The sequence below is a fragment of the uncultured Albimonas sp. genome, from assembly GCF_963977235.1.
GTDB lineage: Bacteria > Pseudomonadota > Alphaproteobacteria > Rhodobacterales > Rhodobacteraceae > Albimonas.
This window is the reverse complement of the sequence record NZ_CAXBOD010000086.1, coordinates 1-15,218: the sequence shown is the minus strand read 5'-3', so window position 1 is coordinate 15,218 and position 15,218 is coordinate 1. Positions and strand designations below refer to the sequence as shown.

Sequence of the window (15,218 nt, the reverse complement as noted above, 5' to 3'; positions counted from 1 at the left end):
ATGGGGCTCCATCCTACTCAGGACTTGCAGCCTCCGGCAGACCCGGTGCGGTTCACTCTGCTGTTCTGCTGCAAGCTGGGGAAGAAGCTCGGGCGGATCGAGGATACCATCGGGCGCTGGCGGCTGCTGATCCTCTCGCCGATCTCTGGGGCTTGCAGCGAGCGTTTCGACGGGATCGGCGAGGTCGACGAGACCTACCAGTGCGAGAGCCGGAAGGGGTCCCGGGAGTGGGTTCGCCACAGTGCCGATCCCGACCGACATCCCCGACCGCCCCGGCTCTAGTGGCATTGCTACAGGAGCGGCCGGCTGAAGGTGCAGCGCGGGTTCTTGCGCTGGCAGATGCCGCTGCTCACCCTTGTGGACCGAAGCGGCGCCTGGCCGCTCCGCGACGACTTCCCGATCAAGGATGTTGTCGGCGATCACGGATCTCTCGCCGCCGTCCTTCGGCGTGCCGCGCCTCTTCGGACGGGCCCGCATCGCGCTCTGGCGCATCAGCCGCTCGATCCGGTGCAGGCCGCAGGACAGGCCTTCTTCCAGGACGTCCCGCCAGACCCGCCGGGCGCCCTATGTCCGATCGCCGGCCTGGAAGCAGCGCCCGATGGCGGCGACGGGCTTTTCGTCCTGGATCGCGCGATCGCTGAGCGCTCGCTTGAGCCAGGCGCGGAAGCCGGAGCGCGAGACGCCCAGCACCTCGCACATCCAGGCGACGGGCCAGATGCCCCGGCGCTTCACGATGAAAGCGAACGTCATGTCGTTTCCCGCGCGAAGAACGCGTCGCCATTGTCGCTCGGACCAATGGCGCTCCAATGTCGAGCCTTTTTCAGGATGTCACGCTCCGCCTTGAGCTTGGCGACCTCTTTTTCAGAGCTGCGATCTCGGCAAGCTCAGGGCGCTGCTGGCCGTGCCCCGGAAAGGCCGAACCCGGCGACACGGCCGCGTCGCGCATCCAGCGACGAAGCACGCTCTCCTCCAGCTCCAGGTCACGACAGGCCTGCGGGACTGAAACGCCCCGCTCCGTCACCAGCTTCACCGCCTCGATCGTGAACTCACGACTGAACGTTCGTCCCGGCATCCGCTCTCTCCTGTTCCTTGGTCACGATCTTGTCTCCGTGTCCACGGAACCGGCAGCAGGCCACCTTGCGCGCCGGTTGCAAGCTTCGTCCCCCGGGTGAATTCGACAGCGCCAGCCGCTTCTATGCCGCCGAGCGGAAGGTCCCCGTCGAGACCGCCCGGGCACCGTCTGGAAGCTGGCCGTACTCGGCGTTGAGGACCGCAAAAACCGCCGCGCATTGCGCTGAAGTATTGGGCGTAGGGGCGCTTTCCGTGAAGCGTCTGGCGAAGAACGTAAAGTCCCTCCCTGGCAGTAACGTAAGCAATCACGCAAAAATCGCCTGGATGAACGAGGTTCAGCGGATCCTGAAACCTGTCTGACGCCGACGGGGGGCGTGTCGGCGTGCCTCGACCCCGCACTTCCAACGTCGCCATGCCGCATCGGCGGCGGCGCCCGGCTGAGGCAGGGTGGCTGCATGATCCGATGGCTGCAACGATTGGGGCGTCGCCATCCGCTGGCGCTTGTGCTGCTGGCGGCGGTGCTGCTGTCGCTGCGGATGACAGGCGGGGCGCTCGCCGGGCCGGCGGTCGCGGGCTACGTGCCGATCTGCACCGGGGCCGAGATCGTCTACATCGCCGTCGGCGGCGACGGTCTGCCCCTGGACCAGACCGCGCCCGATCCCAAGGTCTGCGACTTCGCCGGCCTCGTCAGCGCGCTGACGCCCGAGGCGCCCGTCGCCCCGCCGCCGCCCGAGGCGCCGGGGCTTGCGCGGGCGGTCCTGGTCGTCCTCCCCCATCTTCCTCCGCTTCCCCGCAGCTTCGACACCCGCGCGCCGCCGCGTCTGGGCTGACGACCGCCGCCTCGCCCAGCGAGGCGCGATCCGACGGCAGAGGCGCGGGACCTCATCGGTCCGCCCGCGCCCTCGCCCAGCCTGCGCGCCGCGTCTGCGGACGCGCGCCGATCCTGTCGAGGAAACGCATTCATGAAGACCCTGATCGCCGCCCTGCGCGGCCCGCTTCGCCTGTCCGCCCGCCCGCTCTGCGCCGGGGCCGTCGCCCTGCTTGCCGCCGGCCCCGCCCTCGCCCATGCCACGCTGGAGGAGGGCGAGGCCCCCGTCGGCGCCTACGCCAAGGTGGTGGTGAACATCCCCCACGGCTGCGACGGCCAGGCCACCCACACGGTGCGCGTCGAGCTGCCCGAGGGCTTCTACGCCGCCAAGCCGATGCCCAAGCCCGGCTGGGAGCTGACCACCGAGACGGGCCCCTACGCCGCGCCCTACGACAACCACGGCCACGAGATGACCGAGGGCGTGCGCGCGATCACTTGGACCGAAGGCGATCTGCCGGACGCCTGGTTCGACCAGTTCACCTTCCGCGGCCGCGTCGGGCCGAAGCTTTCGGCCGGCGACCGGCTCGATTTCGTCACCGTCCAAACCTGCGCCGACGGGCAGGTGGCCTGGGACGGCTCGGACGAGGGGCATCCCGCCCCGGCGCTGACCCTGACCGCGGCGCAGGGCGACGGGCATGGCCACCACCACGCCGCCGCCGACGAGGTGGAGCTGGGCGACCTGACGATCCGCGACGCCTTCGCGCTGGCCACCCCGCCCAACGCGCCGGTGGCGGGTGGGTTCCTGACGCTGGTCAACGAAGGCGCCGCCGACGACCGCCTGATCGCCGCCCGCTCCGACGTCGCCGGCCGCGTGGAGATCCACGAGATGGCGATGGAAGGCGACGTGATGAAGATGCGCGAGCTGCCCGACGGCCTGCCGATCCCCGCCGGCGAGACGGTGGAGCTGAAGCCCGGCGGCTATCACATCATGTTCATGGATCTGAAGGGCCCGCTCGTCGAGGGCGAGACCGCCGCCGTGACCCTGGTCTTCGAGACGGCGGGCGAGGTCGAGGTCCAGCTCCCGATCAAGGCCCGCGGCGCGGCTGGCGGGCATGGCCACGGTCAGGACCATGGGATGTTGCGGAACGGGGAGGGCGGCAAAGCCGACCACGCCTCGGCGGCCGAGGCCGGGCGGCCCGTCATGACGGCGGCGCTGCTCGATCGCGCCCGCGACGCCGCGCGCGTCAACTGAGGGGACCGGTCATGACCCCCATCCGCAAGCGGCTGCTGATCGCGGCGGCGGCGCTCGCCGTGGCGACGCCGCTGCTGGGCGCGGCGGCCTGGCAGTTCCTGCCGGCCCTGCGCGCCGAGGCCGAGGAAGGACTCGGCCGCGGCGACTATCGCCTGGTCTCCGCGCACGGCTCGGTGTTCACCGAGGACACGCTGGAGGGCGCGCCCTCGGCCGTGTTCTTCGGCTTCACCCATTGTCCGGAGGTCTGTCCGACCACCCTGGGTGAGATCTCGTTCTGGATGGAGGAGCTGGGGGAGGAGGCGGGCGACCTGCGCGTCTTCTTCGTCACCGTGGATCCGGAGCGGGACACGCCCGAGGTGCTGGGGGACTACGTCTCCTGGGTCGACCGGGTCACTGCGGTGACCGGAGAGCCTGCGGAGATCGCCAAGGCGATCAAGGCCTTCAAGGTCTACGCCGCGAAGGTTCCGCTGGGCGAGGGCGGCTATACGATGGACCATTCGGCGTTGGTGATGCTGTTCGACGCCCACGGCCGCTACGCCGACCTGATCCGCTATCAGGAGGATCCGGCGACGGTCCTGCCCAAGCTGCGCAAGCTGGTGGCCGGCTGAGCCTTTGCCGGGGCGGCCTCGCGCCGCTCCGGCCTCCTCTCTTCGGACCCGATCCCGCGTGAAGGATCGCCATGCGCCTCCGCCCTCTCTCCTCCGGCTCGCCGGTCAGGCGGCCCGCCGTCGCGCGCCTCGCCCTGTCGAGCGCGGCCAAGGGCCTGCGCGCCGCCCATGGCGCCCCGGCGGTCGGCCTGCTTCGGGTCGAGGCGCCGTGACCCGCTCAGGCGACGATATCCCGCCTTCCGCCGGTCGCCGGCGGAGGGCCGCCTCGCGCGGGCGGGTCGCTCTTCGCCTGCTGGTCGCGCTGATCGCGCTCGCCTTCGCGGCGACGGGGTTCGCCCATGCGCCGGTCTCGCCGCCCGGACCGGCGCATGGACCGGACGTCGCGGCCTATACGTCGCCGGACGGAGCGCCGCCGGACCTCTGCCTCGGCGAGGGTCATGACGGGGCGAAGCCGTCCTCGGGCTGCGAGGCCTGCCGGCTCGTCTCGGCGGCGCTCGAGCCGTCGCGGAGTTTCGCGCCGCCTTGCCGCGTCGCCTTCGCCGTCGGCCGGCCTCGGCTTGCGGCGCGGCGGCTTCGCCCCAGCCTCGCCCGGCCCCGGGTCGGCCGGCCGAGGGATCCTCCGGCGGGACGACGTCCCCTCTGACGTCCAGAGCGCCGGCCTTCGGCGCCGCCCCCCCGAATTTCAGGATCGAAAATGATCAGACCCACCCATCTCGCCGCAGCCGCCCTCGCCGCGCTGCACGCCTCGCCGTCGCTCGCCCAGAGCGCGGAGGACGCGACGAAGCTCGAGCCCATCGTGGTCGACGGCCGGGCGCAGCAGACCCCCGCCGGCCCCGTCGACCGGCTGCGGGCGCTGACCGCGGACGGCGCCACCGGCACGCGCACCCCGATCGAGGAGATCCCCCAGACCGTCCAGGTCATCCCCCGCAGCATGATCGAGGCGCAGGGCGCCGTCACCGCCGCCGAGGTGTTGGAGAACGTCTCCAACGTGCAGGCGGTCAACCCGCTGATCATCGGCAACGTCGACCAGTCGCCGCTGAAGATCCGCGGCTTCAAGGCCGAGCAGTGGGTCGACGGCTTCTCGGGCAACACCTTCCTGCCGGGCGACCGCGACAGCCTGGTCAATGTCGAGCGGATCGAGGTGCTCAAGGGCCCCAACGCGATCATCTACGGCGGCGGCGCGGGCGCGCCCATCGGCGGCGTGGTCAACGTGGTCACCAAGAAGCCCGAAGCCGAGCCCAGCCGCGAGATCGGCGCCACCTTCGGCAGCTACGGGCACTGGAGCCCCTATTTCGACCTCAACCAGCCGCTGACCGAGAGCGGCACCGTCCTGTTCCGCCTCACCGGCGAATACACCAAGGCCGACAGCTTCATCGACGTGATCGAGAGCGAGCGCGTCACGCTGAACCCCTCGCTGACGCTGACCGACCGGCGCGACACCTCGCTGACGATCCAGGGGTTCTTCAACCGGCATGAGCAGCAGGCCTATACCGGCCTGCCCGTCACCGGCACGCTCGTGGGCCCCTTCCGCGTGCCCGACGACCTCTATTTCGGCGACCCCGACATCGAGCCCAGCACCAGCGAGCAATACGGGGTCACGGCGACCTTCGACCACCGCTTCGACAAGGTCTGGTCGACCAACGTCAAGGCGCGGTGGAGCCAGTCCTCGATGGACCAGTATGCGCAGAGCGCCTTTCTCGACGCCACCGGGACGGGCGGGACGCCGCTGCTGGCGCCGTCGTCTTTCGACGTCTCGAACCTCCACCATTTCGACGAGCTGAGCGAATTCAGCATCAGCCCCACGGTGCAGGCCGAGTTCGACGCCGGCCCCACCCGCAACGTGGTCCTGTTCGGCGGCGACTACAGCCGGGCGAAGGACAAGGGCGGCATGGTCGCCGACACGCTGGGCAACATGTGCTTCCTGATGGGCGGCGGCTGCCCGCCGGTGGTCGCCGACCTTCAGAACCCGTCCTTCCCCGCCTTCACCGTCCCGCAGCCGGGCGTGGGCGAGGGGGCGACCTATTTCGCCTTCGACAACACCTATGTCACGCAAGGCATCTTCGCCCAGGTCCAGACCACGGTGCATGAGCGGGTGCACCTGATGCTCGGCGGGCGCCTGGGGATGATGGACATGCGCTACACCGAGAATGCGCTCCCCGTCCCAACGACGTTCCGCACCGACGAGACCCGCTTCCTGCCTCGTGCGGGCGTCGTGGTCGACGTGCTGAGCGGCGTCTCGATCTTCGCCGGCTACAGCGAGGGCATGCGCTGGGTCCCGTTCGCGCAGACCTTCGCCGCACCGGCGCCGGAGCTGTCGAAAAGCCTCGAGGGCGGGGTGAAGCTCGACCTCGACGGCGGGCTCTCGGGCACGCTGGCGGTCTTCGACATCGAGCGCAGCAACGTCCCCTTCCAGATCACCGCCACCACCGGGGGGCTCTCCGAGCAACGCTCGCAGGGGTTCGAGGCGGACCTTCTCTATCAGCCCGACGCGGACTGGAGCCTGCTGGTCAGCTACGGCTACGCCGACGCGGTGTTCTCCTCGGCCGCGGGTCCGGCGGCGAAGGGGAACCGCGCGCCGATGGTCCCGGAGCATTCCGGGCGGGTCTGGTTCAACTACGACCTGAGCCGGCTGGTGCAGAAGGGGCTGAGCGCGGGGGCGGGCGTCTACGCCGCCTCCGGCCAGTTCGTGGACGCGGCCAACACCTGGGAGACGGACGCCTATTTCACCGTCGACGCCCGGATCGGCTGGCAGGGCGAGCGCTTCGGCGCCTCCCTCTCGATCAAGAACCTCACCGGCGAGGACTACTACACCCCCTACACCTGGTTCGGCGGGCAGGTGGCGCCGGGGGCGCCGCGGTCGGTCTACGCCCAGCTCAGCTACACGTTCTGACCCCGCCCTTTCGCATCTCGCCTTTCGCCCCGGCGGGGCGGGGAGGGGGAGGCCGGCGCGCCCGGCCCCCTCTCTCCGCCCCCGCCGGGGCGCCAGCCCAGGAGGATTTCAAGATGGATCCCACAAGACGCGCCCTTCTCGTCGCGAGCCTCGCCGCCGCGCTCGCCGCCTCCGGCCGCGGGGGCGCCCGCGCCGCCTCCGCCGCGCCCGAGACGGGGCCCGGCCATGACATGAGCGCCTTTCCTCCCGAATGGACCCGCGCCGACCGGATCGCCATGGTCGCCTATCCCGGCTTCACCGCGCTCGACCTCGTGGGGCCGCACCACATGTTCACCTCGCTGATGGGCGCGCAGGTGCAGATCGTGGCGGCGACGCGCGCGCCCGTGGTCAGCGATCTCGGCCTTGCGATCACCCCGGACGCCACCTTCGACGAGGCGCCCCGGGACCTCACGGTCCTCTTCGTCCCCGGCTCGGGCGAGGGCATGTTCCGCGCGCTCGCCGATCCCGAGACCATGCGCTTCGTCGCCGACCGCGGCGCGCGGGCCGACTGGGTCACCTCGGTCTGCACCGGCTCGGTGATCCTCGCCGCGGCCGGCCTGCTCGACGGCCGCCGCGCCACGACCCACTGGGGCGCCGAGGCCGCGCTGGAGCCGTTGGGCGCCGTGCTGGAACCCGCCCGCGTGGTGCGCGACGGCAACCGGATCACCGGGGCGGGCGTGACGGCCGGGCTCGATTTCGGGCTGACGATGCTCGAGATCCTGCGCGACCGCGACTACGCCATGGGGGTCCAGCTGCTCGCCCAATACGACCCGGCCCCGCCCTTCGCCGCGGGGTCCCTCGACACGGCCCCGCCGCAGATCGCCAAGATGATGGGCGCCATGTTCGAGGGGTTTCCAAAGCGCGCCGTCGCCGCCGGTCAAGCGGCGAGGCGGGCCCTGTAGGCCGAGAAGGGCACAGACCCCGAGTTGCTCCGCTGTGTCTGCGCAAGTCCTGTCATTGCCGTCTCCCCCCCGTTCGGGTCTGCATGGGTCTACGGGTGCGATCCGCTCCAAGGACCTCGACGCCGGCGATCCAGGCGCTGTTTTGCGCCGGGCCATGCGCCGGTCGGCTCATGGAGGGTGGTGTGGACAGGTTCACCGCTCCGCCTCCGGCTCCTCTCCGGTCCGGCTGGGACGGGCCTGCTTTCCGTCTCTATCAGTGGAAGCAATGCGCCTGAGGGCATCGAGGTCATGAGGCGGCGACGGAGGACGCTCCGTCGCCTGCCGCCGCCGCCTCAGGCGCAGAGACGTTTGAGCTCTGCGGCCGCCCGACCACGTGCGCCCCGAATGTCTGGCGACGAAGGGCGCCGTCCTGCCCAGTTCGAACAGCCGGCTTGGCCCTCCCCCCTGAACCGGATCCACCCGTAGTGTCGGCTGAGCCGACCAGGAGGATCCATGCCGAGGAAGAAGCGCAAGCCCGAGGAGATCGTCGCCAAGCTGCGGCAGGTGGACGTTGCGGTGGCGCAAGGCGTCACGCTGTCGGAGGCGGTCCGGGGGATCGGCGTCAGCGACGTGACCTATCACCGCTGGCGCAACGAATACGGCGGGCTGAAGCTCGACCAGGTGAAGCGGCTCAAGGAACTGGAGCAGGAGAACACCCGGCTGAGACGCGCGGTCTCGGACCTGACGCTCGACAAGCTCATCCTTCAGGAGAGCCTGCGGGGAAACCGATCAGCCCCGCCCGCCGCCGCGAGAAGGTCCGGGAGGCGTGCGCGGGGCTCGGCGTCTCCGAGCGCCGCGCCTGCCGGGTCCTGGGCCAGCCGCGCTCGACCCAGCGCCGGGTTCTGCGGTCTGCCGAGGATGAAGAGCGGCTGACCGCGGACATCGTCGCGCTGGCGACGACCTACGGGCGCTACGGCGATCGGCGGATCGCCGCCCTCCTGCGCCAGGCCGGGGGGGGAACGCCAAGCGGGTCGAGCGCATCTGGCGGCGTGAGGGGTTGAAGGCGCCGGGAAGACAGCCGAAGAAGGGGCGGCTCTGGCTGAACGACGGGTCCTGCCTCCCGCTGCGGCCGGAACGGGCGAACCACGTCTGGCCTACGACTTCGTCGAGCATCGCACGCGTGACGACCGCACGTTCCGCATGCTCTGCGTGGTGGACGCGTTCAGCCGCGAGGCCTTGGCCATCCTGGTGAAGCGACGGGTCAACTCGTCGGATGTGCTCGAGGTCCTGGCCGAGCTGATGCTGGCGCGGGGCACGCCGTCGCACATCCGCTCGGACAAGGGCCCCGAGTTCGCTGCCGTCGCCGTGCGCGACTGGCTGGGCAACCTCGGCGTCGACACCGCCTTCATCGAGCCGGGGAGCCCTTGGGAGAACGGCTATGTCGAGAGCTTCAACTCGAAGCTGCGAGACGAGCTGCTCGACGGGGAGCTCTTCTATTCGCTGAAGGAGGCGCAGATCCTGATCGAAGCAGGGCGCCGCCACTACAACACCGTCCGGCCCCACTCCGCGCTCGGCTGGCTGCCGCCAGCACCCGAGGTCAGCCTCACCCGGCCAGCCGTCTGGCCGCACCAAGGCCCGTCAATCGCGATGGCAGCCAATGCCGCCGTCCACTGACACTCAGACCGGATCCGCTCTGGGGGGCTGGCCAAGACGAAGCGGCTGCAGCCGCTCGTGGACGAGAATGCGCGGCTGAAGAAGCTGGTGGCGGATCTCTCCCTGGACCGCGAGAAGGTGAGCGGGCGAACGCCATTGGTTCGAGAGCGCCCGCGAGCGGACGTCATCAAGCGAAAGCTCTGAAGCCTGCCGCGATGCGCAAGCTGGCGGACGCTGTGCGGGGCGATTGGGGCGTGTCGATCCGGCGGGCGTGCCGGGTGCCGACGCTGGACACGTCGACCTGTCACTACCGCTCGCGCCGCCCGGGGCAGGCTAGCGAGGAGAAGCGGATCCGCGAGATCTGTGAGACGCGCGTGCACTACGGCTACCGCCGCGTGCATGCGCTGCTTCAGCGCGAGGGCTGGGACGTGAACCACTAGAAAGTTCACACGAACTACAACGAGCTGGGCTTTCAGCTGCGCAACACGTCGCCCAAGCGGCGGGTGAAGGCGAAGTTGCGCGAGGACCGTCGGGAGTCCATGGACGCGAACGAGCCCACGGCGATGGACGTCGTCCACGACCAGCTTGACACGGGAAAGACGCAGCGCGTGCTGACCATCGACGACGCCTTTTCCTGGTTTTCCCCGGCCGTCGACGCCCGGGTCTCCTATCGGGGCGAGGGCGTGGTCGCGACCCTGGAACGGGTGTCCGCGGGCCTGGGCTTCCCGAAGTCGATCCGTGTCGACCAGGGCAGCGAGTTCGTGTCCCGCGATCTCGACCTGCGGTTCTGTCGGCACGGCGCCATCCAGGACGTCTCGCCCGTGGGGAAGCCCACGGACAACGCCTTGTGTTCCGGCGCGGCGATCGCCCCACCGGGGTGCTCGCTGATCGCACCTCACATTCAACGGCCGGTTCCGGGGGAAGTGCGTGAACCAGCACTGGTTCCTGACGCCTGCCGATGCCCCCGAAAAGCTGGCGGCTTGGGGTCGATAATACAACGAGGAGCGTCCCCATGGGGCCATCGGGTACAAGGCCCCGATCCTCCTCATGAACCCCGGCGGCGGTCCAGACCTGGGTCCCAGAGCACAGAGCCGGGAACTCCAGCCGGCGGCGATCCAGAATTGGGGAGCGGAGCAGAAGCCCGGAAGCTCCAACCCTGGGCGATCCAAGGTTCGGGCTCGGATCAAGAAGAACAGCCGAACCAAAAGAAGCCAGGCCATTCGCTAGGACCAGGTCACGCGGTGGACCGCGCGCGAACTTGGCTCGATCCAAGCAAGGGCACGCTCGAACCTTCGCAAAAGTAAACATTTGGACACATGCAGCTGATCCCGCGCCTCATGGAGGTCCCGCTTTCCTGAGTAATCTCAGATATTTGGCTTGCGCGCACCGGCAGAGCTTGAGGCACTCAAGTTTCGCGTGAAAGTCCGCTTCGTTGCCAATAAATGCGAGAACCTGCTCCAATCCAATGCTGATTTGCGGCGAACCTGCTCATATTCTGACATAGGGTGGATCTGGGTGGGGGCGTCCACCGCATCCGTTCAGTTTCGCACGCCAGCAGCTCGATGGTCGAAAGATTCGCGGCGCCTGGCCGCAGAAACCAGTGTGCGGTGCCCACCAGAATCAAGCCGCTAGCGAACGCCAGCTCTTGGACCGCCAGGGAGTTTCAACCAAACACTCCCGCTAAACGCACAAAGCGGATCCGGCGGATCCGCTTGGTTCGCTCTAACCTATTGAGGGGCTTGGTAGCGGAGGAGGCTGCCTGACGGGCGGATCAGGCGATGCCTCCCGATCTCACAAATCCAATGAAAGACAGATATTTACGTGAGACTCTCGTCCGAAGGAGTTGCATCCGATCTCATCCAATCCCAACATCGATGTTGGTGTAAATGTGGGGACAGATTGATGCCGAAGCTCACCGCCAGGAAGGTCGATACGCTGAAGGAACCGGGCCTCCACGGCGACGGCGGGGGGCTATACCTGCGGGTCGCGCCCACGGGCGGAAAATCCTGGGTCTTGCGCACCGTCGTCCACCGCCGCCGGCGCGACCTCGGCCTCGGCTCCGCCTCCCTCGTCACCCTTGCCGAAGCGCGAGAGCTCGCCCGCAAGTACCGCAAGATCGCCCGCGAGGGCGGCGATCCCGACACCCTGCGCAAGCGCGAGCAGCTGACCTTCGAGGAAGCCGCTCACTGCGTCCGCGACAACCTTCGCCCAACTTGGCGCAGCGAGCGCCATGCCGAGATCTGGCTCTCCTCCCTCGACCGTTTCGCCTTCCCCCTGATCGGCAAGCGCCCCATCGACACCCTCGGCACGGCCGACGTCCTGCGCGTCCTGCAACCCATCTGGACCAACAAGAACGACACCGCCCGCCGGGTGAAGCAGCGCCTGACGGTCATCTTCGACTGGGCAAAGGGCGCGGGCCACTACCCTCACGAGAACCCGGTCAACGGCCTCAAGAACGCGCTGCCCCCGGTCAAGCCCCAGGCCGAGCACATGGCCGCCCTCCCCTGGGCCGACCTCCCGGCCTTCATGACGGAACTCTCGACCCGCGAGGGCATCTCTGCTCGCGCGCTTGAGTTCATCATCCTCACCGCCGCCCGCTCGGGCGAGGCTCGCGGCGCCCGATGGGCGGAGATCTCCGGCGACGTCTGGACCGTCCCTGCTGAGCGCATGAAGACCAACAAGGCCCACCGCGTCCCTCTCTCCGCCGCCGCCCTGGCGACCTTGGAGAGCCTTCGCGGCCTCGACCCCGACCTGATCTTCCCCAGCCCCGTCCGGGGCAAGAGCGGCCAATCCCGCCCGCTCTCCGACACCGTCTTCAAAGCGTTGATGGACCGCATGGACCGCGAAGGCCTCACCACCCACGGCTTCCGTTCCACCTTCCGCGACTGGTGCGCCGAAGCCGCCCGCGCCGAACGTGAAGTGGCGGAGGCGGCGCTGTCCCATGCCGTGGGCGATCGCGTAGAGCGTGCCTACGCTCGCTCCGACCTTTTTGACCGCCGACGTGGTCTCATGGAGGAGTGGTCCGCCTTCTGCGTGCCCGAAAAAGTCTGATTGCGCGTGAGTTTATCGTGGCGACCAAGGGCGTCGGGCGTCGGGCGTCGGACCGTGGCGAGGCGCGCCCTTGCTGTGCAATGAGCTGTTCGACGGGGGCGTAGGCGGCCTCGCCGAGACAAGCCGGCATATGAAGCAAGCGGCATGCGCAATCGATCCAACCTTGCTGTTCAGGCCTGCTGCCCCGCCATGGCCGCGATCAGCTTGTCCGGTGTGGCGGGGTAGTCGCGCACACGGGCCCCGCAGGCGTTGGCGATGGCGTTGATCACTGCGGCGCCGGCGCCGGAGATGCCGAGCTCGCCGATGCCCTTGGACTGCATCGGGTTGGCCTGGTCGTCTCGTTCCTCGAGGAAGGTCGCTTCGATCCCGGCCACGTCGGCGTGGCAGGCGACGTGATAGTTGGCGAAGTCACGGGTCACGAGATGGCCGTCGCGCGGGTCGTGGGCCAGTTCCTCGGTCAGGGCGGCGCCGAGGCCCCAGATCATCCCGCCCAGGCACTGCGAGGTCGCGGTGCGCCGGTTCAGGATCCGGCCGGCGGCGAACACGCCCAGCATCCGGCGCACCCGGACCTCGCCCGTCCAGGCGTGGACCGCGACCTCGCAGAAATGCGCGCCGTAGCCGGCCTGGTGGTATTGCGAGCCCAGTTCGCCGGGCTCGATCCCGGCCTCCTCGACCATCGGCTCGGCGCAGAGCTCGGCGATCGGACGCTCGACGTTGCCGCCGCGCGCCATGCCGTCTGCGAGGGTCAGGTCGGCCGCATCGCAGCCCAGCGCCTCGGCCAGGCGCGCGCGGATCGCGCGGGCGGCGAGGAACACCGCCGAGCCGGTGGAGCCCGCGCCGAAGGACCCGCCCGAACCGGAGCCGCCCGGCAGGTCGGTGTCGCCGAGCACGGTCGTCACGCGGTCCATCGGCAGGCCCAGCATCTCGGCCGCGATCTGGGTGAGGATCGCGTAGCTGCCGGTGCCGATGTCGGTCATGTCGGTCTCGACCTTCGCGCCCTCGGCGCTCAGCGTCACGCGGGCGGCGGCGGGGACCAGCATGTTGGGCCGCGCGGCCGAGGCGAGCCCCATGCCGATCAGCCAGTCCCCCTCGCGCCGGGCGCCGGGGGCCTGGCGGGCGGACCAGCCGAAACGCTCGGCCCCGACGGTCAGGCATTGCGCCAGCTGGCGGGCGGAGTAGGGCACGCCCGTCTCCGGGTGCTTCTCGGGGATGTTGCGCAGGCGCAGGTCCAGCGGGTCGACGCCGGCCGTCTCGGCCAGCTCGTCCATCGCCGCTTCCAGCGCCAGCATCCCCACCGCCTCGCCCGGCGCGCGGACGGAGCCGGTGCCGACCCGGTGCACCCGCGCGATCTGCTTGAGATAGGCCCGGTTCTCGCCGCCGTAGAGGAAATGCGTCGAGGTCGCCGTCGGCTCTCCGAACGCCTCTCCGGGCAGGTTGGAGATGCGGTCGTCGTGGCCTACGCCGGTCAGCACCCCGTCGGCCTTCGCGGCGAGACGGATGCGCTGCACCGTCTCGGTGCGGCGCAGGATGGCGTCGAAGACCTGCTGGCGGCTCATCACCACGCGCACCGGGCGGCCGAGGTCTCGCGCGGCCAGCGCGGCGGCCACCGCCTCCGGTCCGATGCCCAGCTTGGAGCCGAAGCCGCCGCCCACGTAGGGGGCGAGGATGCGGACGGCCTCGGGGTCGATGCCCAGCGAATCCGCGAGCTCCAGCTTGTTGAAGCGCAGCATCTGGTAGGAACCGTGCAGCGTCAGCCGCCCGTCCGCCTCCCAGTGGGCGACGGAGGCGTGGGGCTCCATCGCCGCCGAGACTTGGCCCGGCGTGGTGTAGGTCGCGTCGACGACATGCTTCGCCTCGCGCAGCGCGGCGTCGAGGTCGCCGAAGCGGGGGGAATTGTCCTCGTCCGTCTCCAGCTCGGCGACGGCGTCGGGATCGGTCTCTGCCGCCTGCCGTTCGTAGAGGACGCGCAGGCGGTGGGCGGCGTCGCGGGCCTGTTCGAAGCTCTCGGCCACGACCACGGCGATGGGCTGGCCGTGGTAGTCGACGCGCGGCAGCGGCTGGACCGGGGCTTCGCCGGCCATGCCCTGGGCGGGATTGCGCAGGAAGCGTTCGCCGCTCCACACGCCGAGCACGCCGGGCAGGTCGCGGATCGAAGCCTCATCGATCTCCAGCACCCGGCCGCGGGCGACGGTGGCGCGCACCAGAACGCCCTCGGCCATGCCGGGAAGCTTCACCTCGGCGGCGTAGCGGGCGTGGCCGGCGGTCTTGAGCCGCCCCTCGGGGCGGTCGAGGGCGGCGCCGATCACCCCCTGGCCGGTCTGGTCGAGCAGGCGCGGCTGCGCCTCGTCCATGCGGAACATCTTGGTCATGCCGCTTCTCCCGTCAGGTCGGGTCCCGCCGCGGCGGGGGTCAGGCCCGTCGCCTCGCGCAGGGTCGCCGTCAGGGCGCCACGGGCGAGGGGGACCTTGAATTCGTTGGCGGGCTCGGTCCGCGCGCGGGCGAGCAGAACGTCCGCCGCCTCGAGGAACAGCGCGTCGGAGGGGGGCTCGCCGATCAGCACGGCCTCGGCCTCGGGGTTGCGCCAGGGGCGCACGCCGACGCCGCCGAAGGCGAGCGCGACCTCAGCGATGCGGCCGTCCTGCAGCCGCACGGACGCCGCGACCGAGACCAGCGCGAAGGCGTAGGACGCGCGGTCGCGGACCTTGCGGTAGACCTGCGCCGTCCCCGGGCTGGGCGCGGGCAGGCGCACGGCGGTGATGATCTCGCGCGCCTCCAGCGTGGTCTCGAGGTCCGGGCGGTCGCCGGGCAACCGATATAAGTCGTCCAGCGCCGCGGTGCGGGTGGCGCCGTCGGGCCCGCGGATCTCGACCTCGGCGTCCAGCGCCCGCAGCGCCACGGCCATGTCCGAAGGGTGGGCGGCGATGCAGGCGTCGAGATGGGCCGAGAGGGCACCGGGGACGGGGAA

At 70.2% G+C, this 15,218-nt stretch carries 9 protein-coding genes and 4 pseudogenes; 10 read left to right on the top strand and 3 right to left on the bottom strand.

What is annotated here, in order from left to right; translation table 11 throughout:
- Positions 1-282, top strand: a pseudogene (locus AAC134_RS22090) (hypothetical protein); the annotation flags it as partial.
- 114 nt (positions 283-396) lie between these two features.
- On the opposite strand, the pseudogene AAC134_RS22085 reads toward AAC134_RS22090, so the two are convergent.
- Positions 397-1,072 (bottom strand): annotated as a pseudogene (locus AAC134_RS22085) (transposase); the annotation flags it as partial.
- A gap of 454 nt (positions 1,073-1,526) precedes the next feature.
- On the opposite strand from AAC134_RS22085, the gene AAC134_RS22080 reads away from it, so the two are divergent.
- The 9 genes and pseudogenes from AAC134_RS22080 to AAC134_RS22040 all read left to right on the top strand — a co-directional run bounded on the left by AAC134_RS22080 (position 1,527) and on the right by AAC134_RS22040 (position 12,253).
- Positions 1,527-1,901, top strand: coding sequence for a hypothetical protein (locus AAC134_RS22080; protein WP_339951653.1), 375 nt, complete (start codon positions 1,527-1,529; stop codon positions 1,899-1,901).
- Between the two features lie 132 nt (positions 1,902-2,033).
- Positions 2,034-3,131, top strand: coding sequence for a copper chaperone PCu(A)C (locus AAC134_RS22075; protein WP_339951651.1), 1,098 nt, complete (start codon positions 2,034-2,036; stop codon positions 3,129-3,131).
- 11 nt (positions 3,132-3,142) lie between these two features.
- The gene (locus AAC134_RS22070) at positions 3,143-3,739 is read left to right on the top strand and encodes an SCO family protein (protein ID WP_339951649.1); all 597 of its coding nucleotides are present in this window, start codon (positions 3,143-3,145) and stop codon (positions 3,737-3,739) included.
- Positions 3,740-3,810: 71 nt separating this feature from the next.
- Positions 3,811-3,951, top strand: a complete 141-nt coding sequence (locus AAC134_RS22065) for a hypothetical protein (protein WP_339951647.1) — start codon at positions 3,811-3,813, stop codon at positions 3,949-3,951.
- Positions 3,952-4,433: 482 nt separating this feature from the next.
- Positions 4,434-6,629 carry a TonB-dependent siderophore receptor gene (locus AAC134_RS22060; RefSeq protein ID WP_339951645.1) on the top strand — a complete coding sequence of 732 codons (2,196 nt, stop codon included), beginning with the start codon at positions 4,434-4,436 and terminating at the stop codon, positions 6,627-6,629.
- Between the two features lie 113 nt (positions 6,630-6,742).
- Entirely contained in the window at positions 6,743-7,570 is an 828-nt protein-coding gene (locus AAC134_RS22055) for a DJ-1/PfpI family protein (RefSeq protein WP_339951643.1), read from the top strand.
- 492 nt (positions 7,571-8,062) lie between these two features.
- Positions 8,063-9,223: pseudogene (locus tag AAC134_RS22050) on the top strand (IS3 family transposase).
- Between the two features lie 18 nt (positions 9,224-9,241).
- Positions 9,242-10,261: pseudogene (locus AAC134_RS22045) on the top strand (IS3 family transposase); the annotation flags it as partial.
- A gap of 843 nt (positions 10,262-11,104) precedes the next feature.
- Positions 11,105-12,253, top strand: coding sequence for an integrase arm-type DNA-binding domain-containing protein (locus AAC134_RS22040; RefSeq protein ID WP_339951641.1), 1,149 nt, complete (start codon positions 11,105-11,107; stop codon positions 12,251-12,253).
- A 170-nt stretch (positions 12,254-12,423) separates the two neighbouring features.
- Here AAC134_RS22040 and AAC134_RS22035 read toward each other — a convergent pair whose 3' ends face one another.
- Together AAC134_RS22035 and AAC134_RS22030 are read right to left on the bottom strand one after the other, a co-directional pair.
- On the bottom strand, positions 12,424-14,622 hold the full coding sequence (locus AAC134_RS22035) for a xanthine dehydrogenase family protein molybdopterin-binding subunit (protein WP_339951639.1): 2,199 nt from the start codon (positions 14,620-14,622) through the stop codon (positions 12,424-12,426).
- Positions 14,619-15,218: FAD binding domain-containing protein (locus AAC134_RS22030; RefSeq protein ID WP_339951637.1), on the bottom strand; the 600-nt coding region annotated here is incomplete at its 5' end. The genes AAC134_RS22030 and AAC134_RS22035, both read right to left, overlap by 4 nt.

Excerpts from the sequence above, each read along its gene's own strand:
- AAC134_RS22055 (WP_339951643.1), top strand. The coding sequence starts at position 6,743 with ATGGATCCCACAAGACGCGCCCTTCTCGTCGCGAGCCTCGCCGCCGCG.
- AAC134_RS22080 (WP_339951653.1), top strand. The coding sequence starts at position 1,527 with ATGATCCGATGGCTGCAACGATTGGGGCGTCGCCATCCGCTGGCGCTT.
- AAC134_RS22040 (WP_339951641.1), top strand. The coding sequence starts at position 11,105 with ATGCCGAAGCTCACCGCCAGGAAGGTCGATACGCTGAAGGAACCGGGC.
- AAC134_RS22060 (WP_339951645.1), top strand. The coding sequence starts at position 4,434 with ATGATCAGACCCACCCATCTCGCCGCAGCCGCCCTCGCCGCGCTGCAC.
- AAC134_RS22035 (WP_339951639.1), bottom strand. The coding sequence starts at position 14,622 with ATGACCAAGATGTTCCGCATGGACGAGGCGCAGCCGCGCCTGCTCGAC.
- AAC134_RS22075 (WP_339951651.1), top strand. The coding sequence starts at position 2,034 with ATGAAGACCCTGATCGCCGCCCTGCGCGGCCCGCTTCGCCTGTCCGCC.
- AAC134_RS22070 (WP_339951649.1), top strand. The coding sequence starts at position 3,143 with ATGACCCCCATCCGCAAGCGGCTGCTGATCGCGGCGGCGGCGCTCGCC.
- AAC134_RS22065 (WP_339951647.1), top strand. The coding sequence starts at position 3,811 with ATGCGCCTCCGCCCTCTCTCCTCCGGCTCGCCGGTCAGGCGGCCCGCC.